Origin of the sequence: Phocaeicola dorei (assembly GCF_013009555.1) — a bacterium.
Classification (GTDB): domain Bacteria; phylum Bacteroidota; class Bacteroidia; order Bacteroidales; family Bacteroidaceae; genus Phocaeicola; species Phocaeicola dorei.
In genome coordinates this window covers 1,892,528-1,911,629 of sequence record NZ_CP046176.1, presented here as the reverse complement: position 1 = coordinate 1,911,629, position 19,102 = coordinate 1,892,528, and the positions used below count along the sequence as shown (strand labels likewise).

The following is a 19,102-nucleotide window of genomic DNA, read 5'->3' as shown; positions in this document are numbered from 1 at the left end:
AGAAAGATGTTTGGTATATTCAAGTCCAAATACAATTTGATTAATTCTGGTTTAATGAAGGGTATGACCGATATCCACTCCCATGTTCTTCCCGGAGTGGATGACGGTTCACCCGACATAAATACCAGTCTGTCCCTGCTACGCTATATGGAATCCATAGGGTTACGGGAAGTGTGGCTCACTCCCCATATCATGGAGGATTATCCCACGCTGAACAAGAAGCTGCAGCAACAGTTCGACGTGTTGAAGGCAGCCTATTCCGGCCCGTTGAATCTGCGGCTGTCTTCTGAATATATGATGGATGCCGCTTTTACAAACAAGTTGGATGGAGAAGTGCTACCTTTGGGCAGCAGCCACCTGCTGGTCGAAACATCCTACATGTACCCTCCTCCCGGTTTGCTGGATATCCTGATGAAAGTATGGAATGCCGGTTACCAACCGGTCATCGCCCATCCGGAGCGTTACCTGTACATGGGAGAAAAAGATTACCTCCAGTTGAAAGAAAAAGGTTACAGCTTTCAACTTAATTTGATGTCACTGAGCGGCTATTATGGTCCGCACCCCAAAGTGGTCAGCGAGAAGCTGTTAAAACAGAGAATGTACGATTTTGTGGGTACAGATCTGCACCATTTGGAACGTTACCGGCCCATGCTTGACCAATTGAGGTTAACCCGAAAACAACTCGAAGCTTTAGAAGGTCTGATTGCCAACAATGCGCGTATTTAACTGTCTGTCGGGAAGTATCCTGTGCGGTCTGACACTGCTGTTGATATTTCTCCCCTGCTTCACTCCCGAGTGGGCCGGAAATTTTATCCTCATCAGTCTATCGGCAATTCCTATATGCATAGCCGATGGAATTATTTTCGCGATTCTGCTCTGGAAACATAATCGTTGGTGGATGCTTTACTTGCTTTTGCTATTAGGTAGTTCACCTATTCTATCCGGTTACTTTCCGCTTCATTTCCTACATAGAGAAGAAGTGCCAGATTCCAATCAGCTAAAACTGGTTTGCTGGAATGCCGAAGGGTTCAGACTGAACAAAGACACCCTGGCGAAAGCCGCCCATAGCATTCGTATCCTGCAGCCCGGCATCGTCTGTCTGCAGGAACGTCCCCATACCAATCTTCTGGCATGGGACACCATCCAGGCTGCTTTTCCCGATTACCCCTATTGCATCATCAACTCGCGGGAGGATGAAATTCTTAATCTGGCCGTCTTCAGCCGCTGGCCTGTCGGAAACGTTCAAGAGTACTACTTCCCGGACAGCTACAATAAGATGCTTCAAGCGGATATCCGGATGATAGGGCAAACTTTCCGGTTATTCAACGTCCATCTGCAAACTACCGGCATGAATGAATCATCCTCAATGAAAGACAGACTCCAGACGATGCGCCACCACGCCATCCGGCGTAACCGGCAAGCCGATCTCTTGGCAAACGCCATTGCCGAGAGTCCTTACCCGGTCATCGTGTGCGGTGATTTCAACGATATACCGGCTTCGTATGTTTACCGGAAAATCAGCCGGTCACTGCAGGATTGCTTCCTCCAGGCCGGCCGGACATGGAAAGGCAGCTACCAACGCTGGGGCGATTTTTTACGAATAGATTATACGCTCTGTTCACCTGCATTCCAAGTGAATTGTTACCAACTGGTTTCCAATCCCTGGAGCGACCACAAACAGCAGCACTGTGTGCTCTATCTGGACAAACGCTCCTAAAAAACAAGATTTCAAAAAATGACTAAAGAAAACTGGACAATAGAAATAAAGCCAAAGAAAAAATGGCTGGATATAGATCTGAAAGGTATATGGCGGTACCGTGACCTATACTATATGTACGTGAAACGCGACATTGTCACCGTGTACAAACAAACTATTCTGGGTCCTCTCTGGTTCCTCATCCAACCGATCTTCACTACCGTGATGTATATGTTCATATTCGGTGGCCTGGCAGGTATCTCGACGGACGGAGTACCACAGCCTTTATTCTACATGGCAGGTATCATGCTGTGGAATTATTTCAGTTCCGCGTTCAACGTATCCTCCAATGTGTTCACGGCCAATGCGGGCGTGTTCGGCAAAGTCTACTTCCCCCGTCTGGTCGTGCCGTTGTCCGGCATCACCTCCAACCTGATCAAGTTCGGAATACAATTGTTGTTGTTCATTGCCATGTATCTCTATTTTTATGTGAAAGGAGCTTCACTGCATGTCAATGCCGCCCTGCTGTTGTTTCCGTTCCTGACATTTCTGATTGCATTCCATGCCATGTCGTGGGGGTTGATCGTATCGGCGCTGACCACCAAATACCGTGACCTCACCCAGTTGGTCACCTTCGGCCTGCAACTGTTCATGTATGCCACTCCGGTCATTTATCCGCTAAACGCAGCTCCGGAAAAATACCGTGACATCATCGCGCTCAACCCGTTGACCCCCATATTCGAGACCTTTAAATACAGCTGCATGGGGTGTGGTTCACTTGATTGGGGCGGATTGGCATATAGCACTTTGTTTATGCTCTCCACCCTGTTCTGCGCAGTAGTCATCTTCAGCCGGGTGGAACGCAATTTTATGGATACAGTGTAAGCAGCAGAATTAAAAAAAGAGAATAAGAATGAACGATATAGCAATCCGGTTTGACCATGTAGGCAAACTCTACAAACTCGGTCTGGTCGGCACCGGCACACTGAGCCACGACCTCAACCGCTGGTGGAAAACGACCATTCTCCGCCAGGAAGACCCCTATCTGAAGATAGGCGAAACCAACGACCGCAGCAAGAAAGGCGCGTCGGAATATGTCTGGGCGTTGAAAGACATCACCTTCGATGTGCATCAAGGCGATGTAGTAGGCATTATCGGAAAAAACGGTGCCGGGAAGTCCACCTTGTTGAAACTTCTGTCGCGTGTCACCTCCCCTACCACCGGAGCCATCCGTGCCCGTGGCCGCATTGCCTCTCTCTTGGAAGTCGGTACCGGTTTCCATCCGGAGCTGACCGGCCGTGAGAACATCTACATGAACGGCTCCATCATGGGCATGACTCGCCACGAAATCTCCCACAAGTTGGACGAGATAGTCGACTTTGCCGGTGTGGAACGCTATGTAGATACCCCCGTAAAACGCTATTCCAGCGGCATGACCGTCCGTCTGGGCTTTGCCGTAGCCGCTTTTCTGGAACCGGAAATACTGGTAGTAGATGAGGTACTTGCCGTAGGTGATGCCGAATTCCAGAAGAAAGCTATCGGCAAGATGCAGGACGTGTCGAAAGGCGAAGGGAGGACGGTGTTGTTTGTGAGTCATAATATGGCGGCGGTACGAGTTCTTTGCAAACAAGGGATAGTACTCAACAACGGAACTGTAGCCTATACGGGAAGTATAGAGGACTGCGTTAATTATTATATAGGTAATAATATATCTTCTTTCAACACACATACTATCATCAATGATAAACAAAGAAGGGAGAAAGGAGCATTTTTAAGAGAAATTGAATTTTTGGAAGCTCGCTTATTTAATGATCCAAAAACTGTAGGCAACAACGAACCAATAGAACTGGAAATTAAGCTTAAAAAAAACATTACTAATATAGATGTCTGCCAATATACCGTAAATTTCACAGATGATGCTGATGTATTGGTAGAATCATTCATAACTGCACCGATCCCTGTTCCAAAAGACAAAGATGAATATACAGTTCGTCTGAAAGTTTCCAGCCATGGATTAACCAAACGCTGCTACCACATCTCGTTCGTTGCAGGATTGAAAGACTTCTCAATAGGTGCAAGAAACTTTGATATTGTGAGAGACGTATTGTCATTCGAAGTAAGTTACTACCAAAAGAATCCCGACAAAAAATATCTTATATGGTACAGAGATTGGGGAGCTGTAGTACACAGCAATGAAAACATTGCTGTAGAAGTTATCTGATAATCAAAAATAATATAGCCACTTTATGATCAGCATTATAGATAAGGAAAAATGTTGTGGATGTAATGCATGTGGTGATATATGCAATCAACATGCCATAACATTTCACCTCGATCGGGAAGGATTTTGGTACCCTCGTGTTGACCCTAATCTATGCACGAACTGTGGTATGTGCGAACGTACCTGTCCACAATTGGTTAAATACGATCAAAAACACTACCATTTACAAACTCCACGAGTTTTTGCTGCATACAGCAAAGATGAAGATATTAGAATGGATAGTACATCGGGGGGGATACATTCAATGTTGGCTTTAAATATATACAAAAAACAAGGATACGTAGGAGGCGCTATTTATAATAGCGACCATACCGTATCGCAAACTATAAGCTATGATAAAGAACTTTTATCACAAATACGCAGTTCCAAATATTTGCAAAGCAATGCAGAAGGCATTTATCGCCATATACAATCATTATTAAAGCAAGATAAATTAGTGTTTTTTTGTGGCACACCTTGCCAAATAAAAGCTCTTCATTTATTCCTTCGAAAAGATTATGAAAACCTCATCACATGCGATTTTGTTTGTAGAGGCGTTAACTCGCCCAAAGTGTTTCTATCTTATATGAAAATGCTCGAAAAAGAGTTTAAATCGACTGCTACAAACATCAAATTTAAAGCGAAAGATGAAGGGTGGCACAACTTTTCAATGCGTGTAAAATTTGCCAATGGAAAAGAGTATTGCAAAAATCGATGGCAGGATTTATTCTTTATAGGTTACCTTCAAAATGGAGTATTCACTCGTCCCTCTTGTTTTGCTTGCCGATTTAAAGGCTTTCCAAGGACATCAGACATTACGTTGGCTGATTTTTGGGGTATAGAAAACATTGACCCGTCTATGGACCAAGATAAAGGTACATCGTTAGTTATGATTAATTCCCCAAAAGGCATGAAGTTATTTGAATCTATCAAAGAGCAAATTGAATGGAAGGAGTTTTCTTACGAAGAAGCACTTAAAGAGAATCCTGCTATTGAAAATTCCTTAAATAGACCCGATACCAATCGAGAAATCTTCTTTAATGACATTGATAAACTACCATATTATAAAGTTGCACAAAAATATTTCGTTCAACAGTCTACAAAAGAAAGTATATTAAAACGAATCAAACTCAAACTCGGATATATGTACTACATGGCTCAAAAATTTAAAAAAGGCATAAAACCATTACACTATTCTTATTCCGACATTAAAACCTTTAAATTCATTAATCTTTCGTCTGATCAAGTGGTACGGGCTTTTGACTATCCTTTTCAAAACTACAAATACAGTCTTGTACAAATAGACAAAGGAGCACAATTAGTATTAAACTCCAAGTTTGAAATGGGAGTAAAACAAGTCGAGATGTCACGAATAGAGACAAGAATCCTGCTTGAGAACAACTCAAAAATGATTGTTAATGGACTTTTCCGAATGTATGCAGGTTCGTATATTCGTGTCATCGAGAGTGGAACATTGATTATTCATGGAGGATTTATCAATGAAAATGTACAGATAATTTGTGGAGATACGATTGAAATCGGAAAAGATTGTACCATTGGGAGAGATGTCGTAATTCGCTCTTATGATGCACATAAAATCATCAAAGAGGAATATCAGATTTCGGAACCGATTCACATCGGCGAACATGTGTGGATAGGCCAAGGTGCAACCATATTGAAAGGTGTAACGATTGGCAATGGTGCTATCATAGCTGCTGGAGCTATCGTTACAAGAGATGTGCCTGCTCATGCGATAGTAGCTGGTATTCCAGCCAAAATAGTTGAAACAAACGTAAATTGGGAATAGTATGAAGATAGCAATATTAACATTACCGCTTCATACAAACTATGGAGGGCTGTTGCAGGCATATGCATTACAATCAGCCTTAGAGCGTATGGGATATGAAGTTTCTGTCTTAGATAAAATACGCAAGCCAAAGGTTCAAATACCGTTCAGCGTGTCTGTTAAGAGATTGATAATGAAGTTCATCCTGCGTAAGAATGTTGCTCCTATAGGTCAATTAGAGGATTACAAGCGAAGAAAAAAGCGAAATACGAATACTTGGAAATTTGCCGACAAGTATATTCACAGACACGAGTTGGACAACCTTGGTTCAATAAAGGAGGATGATTATGATGTTTTTGTCGTGGGTAGTGACCAGATATGGCGAAGAGAGTATATTTTGAATAGTTTCAAGTGTGTCGAAGATGCGTTCTTGGGCTTTGCGAAGACATGGAATGTTAAAAGAATAGCTTATGCACCATCTTTCGGTCATGATGTCTGGGATTATACGCCAGAAGAAACTGTAAGTATTAGGGCATTGCTCCGGCTGTTTGATTATTTGTCTGTACGTGAGGAATCTGGCGTGGAACTCTGCATGCGAGAACTGGGGTTAACCACAAAGCATGTGGCTGATCCGACTATGCTCCTAACTGCAGAGGATTACAAAGTGCTGATAAAGAATACAAGTAAGTCAAGTGGCAATCTATTGTGCTACGTGCTGGATATGACAGAAGAGAAGCAACAGGAAATCAATGCTATTCTCAAAGAATACAATCTGAAGCCTTTTACCGTTAATGCTAATGTGGAAGCTGAGTGGGACTCTGACAAAGTCAGTGTGCAGCCACCTGTAGAACAATGGTTGCGAGGCTTTATGGATGCTGACTTGGTTATTACAGACTCGTTCCATGCTTGCGTATTCTCCATCATATTTAATAAGAAATTCATCGTAATGGGAAACTCCCACAGAGGTACAGCCCGAATAAACTCCTTGCTTCGCACTTTTGGCAGCGAACCTAGTTCTGAAAGGTTGGCAAAGCTGAACGAATTGAGAGTAGAAGGACTCATTTTTTTATCGAATGCATTATGCCAAAGATAATATATAGTATAGTCATACCACACTACAATATACCCGATTTGTTGGAACGCGCTTTGAATTCCATTCCACAGCGAGAGGACATCGAGATAATAGTCGTTGATGATAACAGCGATCCTGCGAAAGTTGATTTCGAACATTTTCCTGGTCTCGACCGCCCCAACACCCATTGCGTGCTCCTGAAGAAAAATGGTGGAGCGGGCATAGCTCGGAATACAGCTATCTCTATGGCAAAAGGACGATGGATTTTGTGTGTAGATGCGGATGACTTCCTTATGAATGATGCTTTCGATAAGATAGATAAGTACCGCTATTCAGATTCGGATGTGGTGGTATTTAAAGCTGATAGCTGTATGTCTGACGAGGTAGCCAAGAAGGGAGAACGTCATCATGCATCACAGTTGTGTAGTTTTATAGACGAATGTCTCAGTGGTAAGCGTGAGGTTCGGAATCTGTTGTTCTCTATCTGGTCACCATGGTGTAAACTGGTTAAACGTGAATTTTTGATTGACAATCAAATAACTTTTGCCACCACACCCATTTCGGAGGATGTAATTTGGTGTACAAGAATCGCTGTTCATAGTAAGAAAGCAGAAGTCTCAGGCGATTGCATCTACTGTCTGACAGAACGGAAAGGAAGTCTGACAAGCGATGTCAGTGTGAAGAAATTCACAATATGGTGTAATGTGCTAAAGGAACGTAATACATATTTGCACAAATATCATTATGATGAATACTACTTCTATTTCGGTTACGATGAGCTGATATTCTTACGAAAGAAGGGAGCATTCACTTATATCAAGTTCTGCACAAAATGTCTCCGTTATGGCATTATGAAACCATGTGCAATGTATGGTATAGAGGCGAAGCTTCATTTCCGCTACCCTTATCTGTATTTACTGTTAAATCTTTGGGATTTCCAAAAAATCAGTAAATCATCCATGTTATGTAAACTTTGGAAGAAACTACGATGAAAATACTTTTCGATTTCTTAGCGATATATCAGAAAAATGGTGCTGCAGAATATACTCGTAGAGTGTTTTATGCATTGTTGGATAGGATAGAACATGCGGCTCATACTGATGACATAACCATCACTTGCTTATTTGATAGTCATCATCTGCCTGCATATACTGAAATGCGTCCGGATAGCTTGCGCCATAAATACGTGGATTTTGTCGACATACAAAATGGCATCTCTGCAATCAATGCACAGAATTATGATGTATTCTTCTTCGGGTGTGCGCAAAATGCAGGATGGAATCCTCAGTTGGAAGAACTGACCTGCAAGTCAATCCTTGTATTTCATGATTGTGTTTGGGAGGAATTCTACAACAATGATATAAACCTCTATCTTGCTCATAACGCCAATGATATGTTTCATTACAGAGCGACAGGACCAAGGGGTAAGAAAGTTTATTGGGACATAAAAAGCCCTACTATCAGATTTTGCAGATGGTTGTTGCACGTTCGTCGGCATGGTGTTTTGGAGGACGGTTATAACATGTTACAGCCAGCATTGGCTTTACTCCGTAAAAGAGAGGATAATGTCATTATGACGGTATCAAACTACTCGAAGAGTTCTATCATGTATAATTTCAATGTAAAAGAGGATAAGATACATGTCAAGTATAGTCCTGAGCGAATTTATACCGAGAAAAAGTCTGATGCGAAGGGGAGAATCAATGAAAAGTTGAAACGTTTGGTGGATGGCAAGGTAAAGTACTACTTGATGGTAAGTGCTAACAGAGATGCCAAGAATGCCAAGAAGGCATTGCATGCATTCGAGTCCTTCACTAAAATAAAACCTGATATGTATGCTGTCACGGTTGGCTATGGTAAGACTTTATTCAAGAACCATATAGATTTGCCTTTTTTGAATGATATAGATTTGCGAGAGGCGTACAAGAATTGCTATGCGTTGTTGTACCCATCGCTGTTCGAGGGATTTGGCTATCCACCATTGGAGGCAATGAAATATGGCAAACCTATATTGGCATCCAATGTTTGCTCTATACCTGAGGTGTTGGGTGATGCACCTGTTTATTTCTCTCCTATTTATGAAACGGCCATATTCAATGCCCTAATGGTGCTCAATGATGATAACTATTCAGAGTTTGCAGAAAAATCTCTCCAACGCTATCAGCAGATACATGAGAAACAGGAGAGTGATTTGACAGATCTTGTGAATATGATATTGGGGGTAGATAACAAATAACAGAACATATATGTGGAACATTAATTTTAATAACAATGGAAAATAAAAGGATAGAGTATATAGATATAATGAAAGACTTTGCTATTATGCTTGTTGTAATGGGGCATGTTTTGTTAGGGTGTAAAAGCGAAAGTATGCCTGCCAAGATGACATGTTAACGTTTGAATTTATCTATTCTTTCCACATGCTCCCGTTTATGTTTGTGGCAAGATTTGTTTGTTTCAATCCGAAGAAGAGCTATTCGTTGATGAACATAGAAAGCGTTGTACATCTTATTTTATCCCATCCTTTATGGGAGCTGTGTTAATTGTAATTTTACAAAATGAAATTTCCTTGATGGAAGTTTATTTATTATAAAATTTAAATATAATGAGTAATTCGCATAGAATTGTTGTTTTATTAACAGCATGTGTTAATCCTAACGGGATGTCGAAAACAGTATTACAAGATGTGGAATTGCGAAGGAAACAATATGTGAATGCTTTGAACTTTTATCTGCAAGAAACATCACTACCAATCTGTTTCGTTGAGAATACAGGGTTTGATATGAGTTGTGAGTTTCACTCTTATATTGATTCTGGTAGATTGGAATACTTGTGCTTTAAAGGGAATAACTATGATAAAAGCCTCGGAAAGGGATATGGAGAGGCTGTAATTATATTGTATACAACTGAAAATTCTGTTTTTTTAAAAAGATGTAAATATCTTATAAAGGTTACGGGGCGTGTAATAGTGCCAGCAATAGAAAAAATAGCAAATTCATTGACTCTTAAGTTACCTAATGTATTTAGATCGGATTTGTTATCACAAGATTTTGTTAGAAGTGTGGTGTTTGTGGCGGCTCCTCTAACACTGGAAAGAATGTTATCTTCTCGAATTGGAGACTTTATTGAGGATGAAGGTGGACTTTTTGAGAATATTTTGGCTCAGGAATTGATAACCCATAAAGAGGTTATAATATTACCATTTTTTCAGACGGTCAAGATTATTGGCATATTTGCAACGAAGAATACTCCTTATATGAACATTCCTAGCATTATAACACTTCGTGACAATTTGTTCTTTTTATGTGATTTGGAAAAATCAAGAGGTCGTATATTATCTGCTTTATTTATTAAAATATTTTATTATTTAACGCTTATATATCCATTCAGATGAAACAAGATATCAGTTTATTTGCATACTATCTTCCTCAATATTATGAGATTGAGTTTAATAATAAATACTGGGGGCAGGGACATACGGAATGGACGGTAGCAGAAAATGCAAAGCCATTGTTCAAAGGCCATTACCAGCCTCATGTTCCTGCTGATTTAGGGTTCTATAATCTATTAATGCCTAGAGCTCGTAAAGCGCAGGCGGATATGGCTAAGGAATATGGAGTGGACGGATTTTGTTATTGGCATTACTGGTTTGGAGATGGAAAAACCATCATGGAAAAACCCTTTAATGCAGTAGTGGAAAGTAAAGAACCTGATTTTCCGTTTTGCCTCTGTTGGGCTAATCACAGTTGGCAGAATCCACAGACAAAGGAAATAATGATTAGCCAACAATATTTAGGGGAAGAAGATCATAAAAAACATTTCTATAATTTGCTGGGAGCTTTCAAAGACGAGCGCTATGCCAAAATAGGCGGAAAACCTATATTCGGCATTTTTAGTCCTGATTCGCTTCCTTTGATTGACCAATTTATTGATTTATGGAATGGATTTGCTCAAAAAGAAGGATTCGCAGGGATTTATTTCATAGGTTTGGCGCAGACTCCGGAGGAGTATCAAGCAATTTGTCATTATAAGTTGGATGCCATTAATGTGATACGCTTAAAGGACTTCCTGTTATATCAAAACAAATGGAAAGAGTTTTTTAAGCACAAATTGGGAGCTTTACATACTTATAAATATGAAGATGCACTAAGATATTTTGTTTCTCAGGAAGATAAAGCAGAAAATATTATTCCGACTATTATATCTGGTTGGGATCATAGCCCAAGAGCAGGGGAAAATTCTTTGATATTGACAAATTATACTCCTGCATTGTTTCAAAAGCATCTGGAAAATGTTTTTGATATTCTTGTTCAAAAAGAGAATAAAATATGTTTTATTAAAGCATGGAACGAATGGGGAGAAGGCAATCATCTGGAACCGGATTTGAAATACGGACTAGACTTTTTGAAGACTTTGAAACAAGTAAAAGAATCATATTTCAAGAAATGAAGAATAAAATATCTATCATTGTCCCTATATTCAATTCAGAAAAATACCTTACTCGCTGTCTGGCTTCTTTGCAAAATCAGACTTTAGGAGATTATGAAGTGATTTTAATAAACGATGGATCTATAGACCATTCTGCATGTATATGTAATGAATTTGTACAAAAAGACAACCGATTTAGGGTTATTCATAAAAAGAATGGAGGGGTTTCTTCTGCTAGAAATATCGGATTGGCCGTCACTCAGGGTGAATATGTCTTATTTGTAGATAGTGATGATTATATTGACCGTCACCTGTTGGAGAATTTATTACAGGTTGGTTCTTATGATTTGGTCTTAACAGGGTTAAGTTGCATGAAAGATGATACTTGCGTAAAGACTAAGCATGTTGAAGCGGGAGAATGGACTTTAGATGATTTACGTGATGATAAATTCTATTATATAGATTATACGACTGCCCTTCATGGAAAGCTTTATAGAAAGACGGTAATTGATAATTATCAGCTACGTTTTAATGAGAATTTATCGTACGCGGAAGATAGGGATTTTAACATTAAATTCATTAGTCATGCAAATCAAGTTTGTAATGTTGACTATGCCGGCTACTACTATCAAATAGATATCGTAACGGGCTTGTCCCATAAAATATATGATTATAATTTGCAAAATGATATAGAATACTGGAATCAACTCTATCAATTACTTTGTATAAACCAAGCAAACGGAAATTTCCCAATAAAAAAATATATGGTGAATAAGTTGTTTAATTATTTGGTTGACAATCTTTACCAGATATCAAAAGTCAGAAATTTGAGAGAAACTTTTAAATTGATGAGTTCCGTTCACCCTGTGGTTAATTGGAATTTTTTGAAACAAAATAAAGAAATAATTGATTGTCCCGAATGGATGAAAAAAATGTTGTTTTTACCTTCTGCAATTCTAATTTTGTTATTAAAGTATTATACATGATTTTTTGAATTATGAGGCATATTCTTTTCTTTATTGAATCATTTTCAGGGGGTGGCGCAGAGAAGGTGCTGCTCACCATTTTGCGCCATTTGAATTATCATCGGTTTGAGGTAACGGTATTGGTGATGAATGATGTGGGTGCTTTATATTGTGATTTTCATCGATTGCCTGTAAGGATTGTTTCGGTGATTCCTATTGGTGATGGATTGTGGGCTAAGTTGAAATATAAACTAATCTATCGGTGGCTGCCTATATGGTTAGTGGCTAAATGGGTGGTTCCGCAACTTGGTATTGATATGTATGTAGCGTTTGTGGAGGGGGTCTGTACTAAGTTGTTGGCATCTTTGCATAGAGTTAAAAAGGTAGCTTGGGTACATAGTGATTTGATACAGTTGCCATGGACGCTTGAAAAAGGAATTTATCAAAATCGTGAAAAAGAGATTAAGGCTTATAAACAGTTCGATAAGGTGATTTGTGTATCGCATTCTGTGGAACGTATGATGTGTGAACATTATGGATTAGAAAAAGTTTGTACGATTTATAATCCGATAGACGAATCTGATATAGAGAAAAAGAAAGAGTTGCCCTGTACGATAGAAGTTGATGAAAATGTTTTTAATATTGTGGCAATAGGTCGTCTTACACGTCCAAAAGGTTTCGACCATTTGTTGCCTATTGTGAAAAAATTGATGCAGGAAGAGGTGAAGTTTAAGGTTTATATATTGGGAGAAGGTGAAGAACGTAAGGCTTTGGAGCGGCAACAACATGAATTAAGGTTGGATGACGTGGTTTCTATGCCCGGTTTCATTGCCAATCCTTATAGTATATTAAAAAATATGCAGTTGTTAGTGTGTCCTTCTATTGCCGAAGGTTATAGCTTGGTTATAGCAGAGGCTCTTTATTTGGGGGTACCGGTTATTAGTATGGATTGTTCTGGCCCAAGTGAATTGTTGGAGAAGGAGCGCTTTGGTGAACTTTGTTCGGATTGGGAACATTTTTATTCGGCTATTAAACGAGCAATGGTAGAAAAGAATTATTTTATAGATTTACAGCAACGTGCAGTTCAACGAAAGTCATTTTTTAGCACATTACAAACTGTAAAAGAAATAGAAAATTTATTGGGGTGAAATATAGAATAGACATGAAACCTTATGTTACGATTGTTGTTCCATTCTGGAATGCAGCCACTACATTAAGTAATTGTATAGATTCTGTCTTGAATCAGACGAGGAATGATTGGGAATTGATTTTGGTGGATGATGGGTCTGTCGACGATGGTTACAAGATCTGTGCCCAGTATGCGGAGAAAGATAATAGAATTCGTTTGTTGTGTCGTGACCACGAAGGTGTAGGAGCTGCACGCAATGCTGCTATGGATGAGACACAGGGGAAATTTATCTGCTTTGTGGATGCAGATGATTTTGTTGAGCCCAATTATTTGGAAAAACTTTGTTCTTGTCCGGATGTAGACCTTGTAGTTTGCGGATATATGGTAGATGAGTATAATAGTAAGGGACAATTGCTTTCTTCGACAGATCACATCGAACAAAATCTTACTGTGGTGGAGTTCAAGAATAGAGTGCAGTTGGAAATGGCATTTGCATCTGGTATCATGAATATAAATTGTAACAAGCTTTATAAAATTGATATTATCCGAAAATACAATATTAAATATGGAAATTACTCTATAAATGAGGATTTCATTTTTATGATTGGATACTTGAAATATGCTCAAAATATTAGATTCATTCCTCATGCTTTATATCATTGGATACGAGTGCAGGGAGTAGCAACAGGAGTATCATCTATTCCAGAGAATTTGTTGCAAATATATGAACTTTCTCATAGAATGCTGTCGGATTATCTGAATAACGCACAGGTCGTCAATCGTATAGCCTATCAATCTTACGAAATGCTTATATACAAATATATGAATCAATTGATGCAAGGCTTAATTACTAAACAATATTGTTTTGAAGGATTAAAATCACTGCATAAAAGTCCTTGGGTACGTCAAGCTTTTTTAGCTTATACACCGCATCATATGGGTGAGCGTTTCTTTTACTGGCTGCACCGTATAGGCTGGTTTTGTTTGTCTTATAGGATTTATAAAAAAGTTTTGCAATGAATTTACTGACCATATTCACTCCTACTTATAATCGCGAACATACATTACCACGATTGTATGAGTCATTGAAACGGCAGACCAACATGAACTTTGAATGGTTGGTTATCAATGACGGCTCAACGGACGATACGGTTTCGCTGTTGAAGCAATGGCAAGCAGAGGAGACTGGTTTTGATAAACGGTTCTATACGATTGATAATGGAGGAAAGAACCGGGCGATTAACCGAGCCTTAGATTTGACAAAGGCACAGTATTTTATGATATTGGATAGCGATGACTTACTGACTGATGATGCTGTCGAGCAGATTATCTCGGCTTTTGATGGAATTACGGATGAACACATCATAGGTATATCCAAAAAAAGAGGGGATTTGAACAGAAAACCGTTGAAACAAACATATAATATTCCGAATTCTATAGGATATGTAGAGTGCAGTAATTTGGAGCGGACGCATTATGGTTTAGATGTGGATATGGCAGAGGTGTTTTACACCGAGAAACTGAATCGTTATCGTTTTCCTGTTTGGCAGGGGGAAAATTTTACTCCGGAAGAAGTTATCTGGAATCGTATAGCATTAGATGGATATAAATTAAGATGGTATAATCAAGTGGTTTATCTTTGCGAGTACCAACAAGGAGGGCTAAGCGACAGTACTTGGCGTTTGCTAAGAGATAATCCGATGGGTTATGCTATGATGTATCGACAGCGGATCATAATTTCAAAAAAAATGTGTGAAAAGAGATACAATGCTGCTCAAATGGTGGCACTTTCTTTATTAGGAGGGCATCTTGCTTATGCACTGAAAGCTATTTCATATGATTTTTTGCTCTATGTCAGTATCCCGATGGGGATTGTAATTGCGTGCAGAAGATGGTTTCAATTTAAGCGATTATCATAATGAAACAAGATTCTAAATTCGACCTCCTCCGCCTTTTAGCCTGTCTCATGGTCATCGCCATGCACGCTCCGCTACCCGATAGTGCGGAGGGGAACGGATTGTTCCTGTCTACATTGAGCTATTTGACTGCTCCTTGTATCGGACTGTTCTTTATGGTATCAGGGGCATTATTGCTTCCTGTCCGTACAGGAGCAAGTATTTTCTTGAAAAGGAGATTCGGGAAAATATTGTTCCCTACTCTGTTTTGGAGCTTGTTCTATTTAGGTTGTAACACGCTGATGAGAGACGAATCTATTGACTGGCTGCGAACCTTGGGATCTTTACCTTTTTCACCACAAGGCAATCCGGTCTTGTGGTTCATGTACACTTTGATAGGATTATACTTATTGGCTCCTGTTTTGAGTCGATGGTTGAACTATGCGAGTCGGACAGAAATCGAGTTTTATTTGGGACTATGGGGAATCAGCCTATGTTTCCCCATAGTCCGTCCAGTAGTAAATATCAATACCGGAGATACTGGAATTCTTTATTACTTTACGGGTTATGCAGGTTATTTTGTCTTGGGATATTATTTGAAACAATATCCTAAAAGAATTCCATGGAAAGCATTGTTTCCTTTGCTGACGGTCGCCATGGCAGCACCAGTCGTATGCAAAACAGCCGGATGGAAAGTCGATTTCTATGATCTGTTTTGGTATCTGTCTGTTTTTGTAGCAATTCAATGTGTGAGCTGGTATCGTATGGCAGAATGCATAGAACATTGGCAGATCTGGCTACGGATGAGAAAGACACTTACCCAGCTTTCCTCACTCTCGTTCGGCATTTATCTGATACATATTTTCATCATGCGTTACCTACTTTGGCAATGGGAGTTCATTCGTGTCATCGACTCATACATTGTACAAACAACCATTGTCTCGTTATTGACATTTGCCGGTTCTGTCCTAGCTAGTTACCTGATCAGTTTTCTACCTGGCGCACAATACATTATCGGTCATACACATTATGAAAGCACACGGCTCAAGTGAACAAAAAAAGTAAGATATCTTCGCGGACAAAGTTAGATATGTTCGTGGAGCAAATAAGATATCTTACTTGCCTCACGAACATATCTAACTTTTTCCACTAAAGCTCTTATACCAAGAACATGAGGGAAAAGGTATGGCTATTCAATTCCATCAAGAGATGAAAGACAGAGATTATCCCACAAAGGAGCCGGTGAGGAATCCCCAGCAAAGCAATGAACAAGCGAATCCAATGGGACAACTGGAAAAAGAAAATCCGTTTCCGGATCCTATAGGATTGACTCCGAGACAGCGATCCGCTCTGCTGCGGCGCCACGCGCTTCATCAGAAATACGACAAGGCAGTTGCCCTTTATGCGGAGACAAACATGCCACTGAAAACGATAGCTATGGAATGTCACGTCTCAGCGGGAGGACTCGGCAGTTACTTGCGCCGCTACTGGCGCGAATTGGTATTACACCGCCATCGCATTCCTTTGGAAGGAGAAAATCCCCATGCCGTCAAGATCATGTCCGAAGGAAAGCCCAATGTGGTGTCGCATGCCAGATATAAAAAGGCTATAGATGCATGCTTGTCTCTGGAGGATATCGAATTGAATGTGTCGCAGATAGCCCGCAAACATGGAGTGGAGGGAACGGGACTAGCCAACTTCATGCGCATCCATGAACCGGAAGTCATTCCTTGGCGCGAGAAAGTACGCCACTGGTTGGGCATAAATGACAACACCCATCGTGGGGCGACCCCGGCTTGCACCAAACAATACGCCGAAGCAGTTGAGCTTTATAAAAAGACAGACATGACGATCCCTGAAATAGCCGGGGCATGCCATGTCTCACCAAGCGGTTTCAAACAGCATCTGAGGTTCTATCACAAAAATATACTGGAACAAAAGAGAAAGAAACGTTCGGAAGCACAGGCCAGACCAGAGAAGAAGAGAGGCGAACTATCCGGCAACGGAAGGACCTACAAACCCTCTCTCCGTACAGAAGATAAATATGCGAAAGCCTTGTCTCTTTATAAGGACACGGCTCTCACGCTAAAAGAAATCGCAGAAAGAACACACGTCACAGCGGAAGGACTTCGTTCTTATCTGCACAAATGGCATATCGACTTAGTGAGGGAACGGGCAGGACTTTCCGGCAAGGCAGAAGGGGGTCTTGATTTGCGGAAATCGAAAAAGCGGATGAAAACCGTAGCCGCCAAATACGAGAAAGCCATCGGGAGCCTGAGAAAACACCCCCGCCCGATAGCCCACGCCGCCAAAGAGTTCGGGCTCCATCCCGAGACATTCAGAGAGTACCTGCACAAACATGAACCGGAGTTGGCAAACCGACAGGGTATGGTACAGACCTCTGAGGGGAAACGGATGTCCAGACAAAGCAAAGAAAAATATGCTGAAGCGATCCGCCTGTATGGGACGACCACCGAAACACTGAAAGACATTGCCACCCGGCTGGGATTGACATACAACAGTATAGGGGGATATATCCGCCGAAACCATCCAGAGGTGATCAATGCACACTCTACATTATTAATAGAGAAAGATGAAAAATCAGTCATCACATCAAAATAGACAGCCAATCAAACATGGCACAACGCCTCCCCGTATTTTCATCGCCATCCAATACCTGGAGATAGGCGGGGCAGAACGCTCGCTGATCGGCTTGCTCAATGCCCTAGACTATTCGCGTTGCCAAGTGGATCTGTTTGTCTACCGGCATAGCGGGGAATTTATGAACCTCATACCCAAGGAAGTGAATCTTCTGCCCGAAGTAAAAAAGTACACCACCCTCACCCGCCCTATCCGGAAAATTATCCGCGAAGGGTATTGGGACATTGCTGCCGGGCGCATCGCAGCACACCTTTTGGACTGGTGTTACAGGAAACGGAGGAAGGCAAAAGAAAGTCAGGCCATATTTCAATATGTAGCAGACTGTACTACTCCATTCCTGCCCTCCATCAACGAAGGCCGGACGTATGACCTGGCCATCAGTTTCCTTACACCGCACAACATTGTGCGCGACAAAGTAAAGGCACAGCAAAAATGGGCATGGATTCATACCGACTATTCCTTTATTGACATCAATACCCGCCGGGAATTGCCGGTATGGGGAGCTTTCGGCCGCATCATCTCCATTTCTGAATCGGTTTCCAAAGGTTTTCTTTCAAAATTCCCTTCATTAGAATGCAAGTTGATACTGATGGAAAATATCCTGTCCGAAACTTTTATACGTGAACAGGCGGAACTGCCCTTCGACACTTCTTTCCTACAAGCATTCGAAGGACGAGAAGGACAAACAAAACATCCTGTTCTGCTCTGTACCGTAGGACGGTTCTCTTATCCTAAAGCCATCGACCGGGCAGTGTACATCTGCCGTCAATTGGTGCAACAGGGCATTGACGTTTGTTGGTATGTCGTAGGGTATGGCGGAGATAAACCGTTGATACGGAAAGCGATTGCGGAAACGGGGATGGAAAAACATTTCGTTTTGGCTGGCAAGCAAATGAATCCCTACCCTTACATCAAGGCATGTGACATTTATGTACAGCCTTCGCGTTACGAAGGCAAAGCAGTAACGGTGCGTGAAGCGCAGATATTGGGAAAACCGGTGGTCATTACCCGTTTTCCTACCTCCTCAAGCCAACTGGAAGAAGGGGTGGACGGCATTATCATCCCAAACAATGTGGAAGGAGCGGCTGAAGGATTGGCACAGTTCATTGCCGACAAACGACAACAAGAAGCCATCAAGGCACAACTACGAATCCGCCATTATGGGAACGAAAAAGAAGTCGGTAAAATTTATTCAGCAATAGAAGGATAA

17 protein-coding genes are annotated in these 19,102 nt (G+C 40.9%); all 17 read left to right on the top strand.

Annotated features, from left to right (window positions below; all coding sequences use genetic code 11):
* The first annotated feature begins 6 nt into the window (after positions 1-6).
* The 17 genes from GKD17_RS07875 (at position 7) to GKD17_RS07795 (ending at position 19,102) form a co-directional block, all read left to right on the top strand.
* The gene (locus tag GKD17_RS07875; protein WP_007838101.1) at positions 7-726 is read left to right on the top strand and encodes a tyrosine-protein phosphatase; all 720 of its coding nucleotides are present in this window, start codon (positions 7-9) and stop codon (positions 724-726) included.
* Positions 713-1,717, top strand: a complete 1,005-nt coding sequence (locus tag GKD17_RS07870) for an endonuclease/exonuclease/phosphatase family protein (RefSeq protein WP_007838098.1) — start codon at positions 713-715, stop codon at positions 1,715-1,717. The genes GKD17_RS07875 and GKD17_RS07870 overlap by 14 nt, the downstream gene beginning before the upstream one ends.
* Positions 1,718-1,735: 18 nt before the next feature.
* On the top strand, positions 1,736-2,581 hold the full coding sequence (locus tag GKD17_RS07865; RefSeq protein WP_007838093.1) for an ABC transporter permease: 846 nt from the start codon (positions 1,736-1,738) through the stop codon (positions 2,579-2,581).
* 28 nt (positions 2,582-2,609) lie between these two features.
* Entirely contained in the window at positions 2,610-3,917 is a 1,308-nt protein-coding gene (locus GKD17_RS07860) for an ABC transporter ATP-binding protein (protein ID WP_007838091.1), read from the top strand.
* Between the two features lie 25 nt (positions 3,918-3,942).
* Positions 3,943-5,763, top strand: a complete 1,821-nt coding sequence (locus GKD17_RS07855; RefSeq protein ID WP_007838089.1) for a Coenzyme F420 hydrogenase/dehydrogenase, beta subunit C-terminal domain — start codon at positions 3,943-3,945, stop codon at positions 5,761-5,763.
* Between the two features lies 1 nt (position 5,764).
* Positions 5,765-6,835 (top strand): polysaccharide pyruvyl transferase family protein, encoded by a 1,071-nt coding sequence (locus GKD17_RS07850; protein ID WP_007838087.1) that lies wholly within the window; start codon positions 5,765-5,767, stop codon positions 6,833-6,835.
* Entirely contained in the window at positions 6,823-7,806 is a 984-nt protein-coding gene (locus GKD17_RS07845) for a glycosyltransferase family 2 protein (protein ID WP_007838085.1), read from the top strand. The genes GKD17_RS07850 and GKD17_RS07845 overlap by 13 nt, the downstream gene beginning before the upstream one ends.
* Entirely contained in the window at positions 7,803-9,050 is a 1,248-nt protein-coding gene (locus GKD17_RS23550) for a glycosyltransferase (protein WP_007838083.1), read from the top strand. The genes GKD17_RS07845 and GKD17_RS23550 overlap by 4 nt, the downstream gene beginning before the upstream one ends.
* A gap of 369 nt (positions 9,051-9,419) precedes the next feature.
* Positions 9,420-10,208, top strand: a complete 789-nt coding sequence (locus tag GKD17_RS07835; protein WP_032936519.1) for a hypothetical protein — start codon at positions 9,420-9,422, stop codon at positions 10,206-10,208.
* Positions 10,205-11,263, top strand: a complete 1,059-nt coding sequence (locus tag GKD17_RS07830) for a glycosyltransferase WbsX family protein (protein WP_007838076.1) — start codon at positions 10,205-10,207, stop codon at positions 11,261-11,263. The genes GKD17_RS07835 and GKD17_RS07830 overlap by 4 nt, the downstream gene beginning before the upstream one ends.
* On the top strand, positions 11,260-12,228 hold the full coding sequence (locus GKD17_RS07825) for a glycosyltransferase family 2 protein (RefSeq protein ID WP_007838075.1): 969 nt from the start codon (positions 11,260-11,262) through the stop codon (positions 12,226-12,228). Before GKD17_RS07830 ends, GKD17_RS07825 begins: the two co-directional genes overlap by 4 nt.
* Before the next feature lie 11 nt (positions 12,229-12,239).
* Positions 12,240-13,355 (top strand): glycosyltransferase, encoded by a 1,116-nt coding sequence (locus tag GKD17_RS07820; RefSeq protein ID WP_007838073.1) that lies wholly within the window; start codon positions 12,240-12,242, stop codon positions 13,353-13,355.
* A 14-nt stretch (positions 13,356-13,369) separates the two neighbouring features.
* Positions 13,370-14,356, top strand: coding sequence for a glycosyltransferase family 2 protein (locus tag GKD17_RS07815; RefSeq protein ID WP_022185936.1), 987 nt, complete (start codon positions 13,370-13,372; stop codon positions 14,354-14,356).
* Positions 14,353-15,255, top strand: a complete 903-nt coding sequence (locus tag GKD17_RS07810) for a glycosyltransferase family 2 protein (protein WP_007838067.1) — start codon at positions 14,353-14,355, stop codon at positions 15,253-15,255. Before GKD17_RS07815 ends, GKD17_RS07810 begins: the two co-directional genes overlap by 4 nt.
* Positions 15,255-16,283 carry an acyltransferase gene (locus tag GKD17_RS07805; RefSeq protein ID WP_007838065.1) on the top strand — a complete coding sequence of 343 codons (1,029 nt, stop codon included), beginning with the start codon at positions 15,255-15,257 and terminating at the stop codon, positions 16,281-16,283. Before GKD17_RS07810 ends, GKD17_RS07805 begins: the two co-directional genes overlap by 1 nt.
* A 133-nt stretch (positions 16,284-16,416) precedes the next feature.
* Positions 16,417-17,853 carry a hypothetical protein gene (locus tag GKD17_RS07800; RefSeq protein ID WP_007838063.1) on the top strand — a complete coding sequence of 479 codons (1,437 nt, stop codon included), beginning with the start codon at positions 16,417-16,419 and terminating at the stop codon, positions 17,851-17,853.
* Complete coding sequence (locus tag GKD17_RS07795) at positions 17,825-19,102, top strand: glycosyltransferase (RefSeq protein WP_007838061.1); 1,278 nt, start codon at positions 17,825-17,827, stop codon at positions 19,100-19,102. Before GKD17_RS07800 ends, GKD17_RS07795 begins: the two co-directional genes overlap by 29 nt.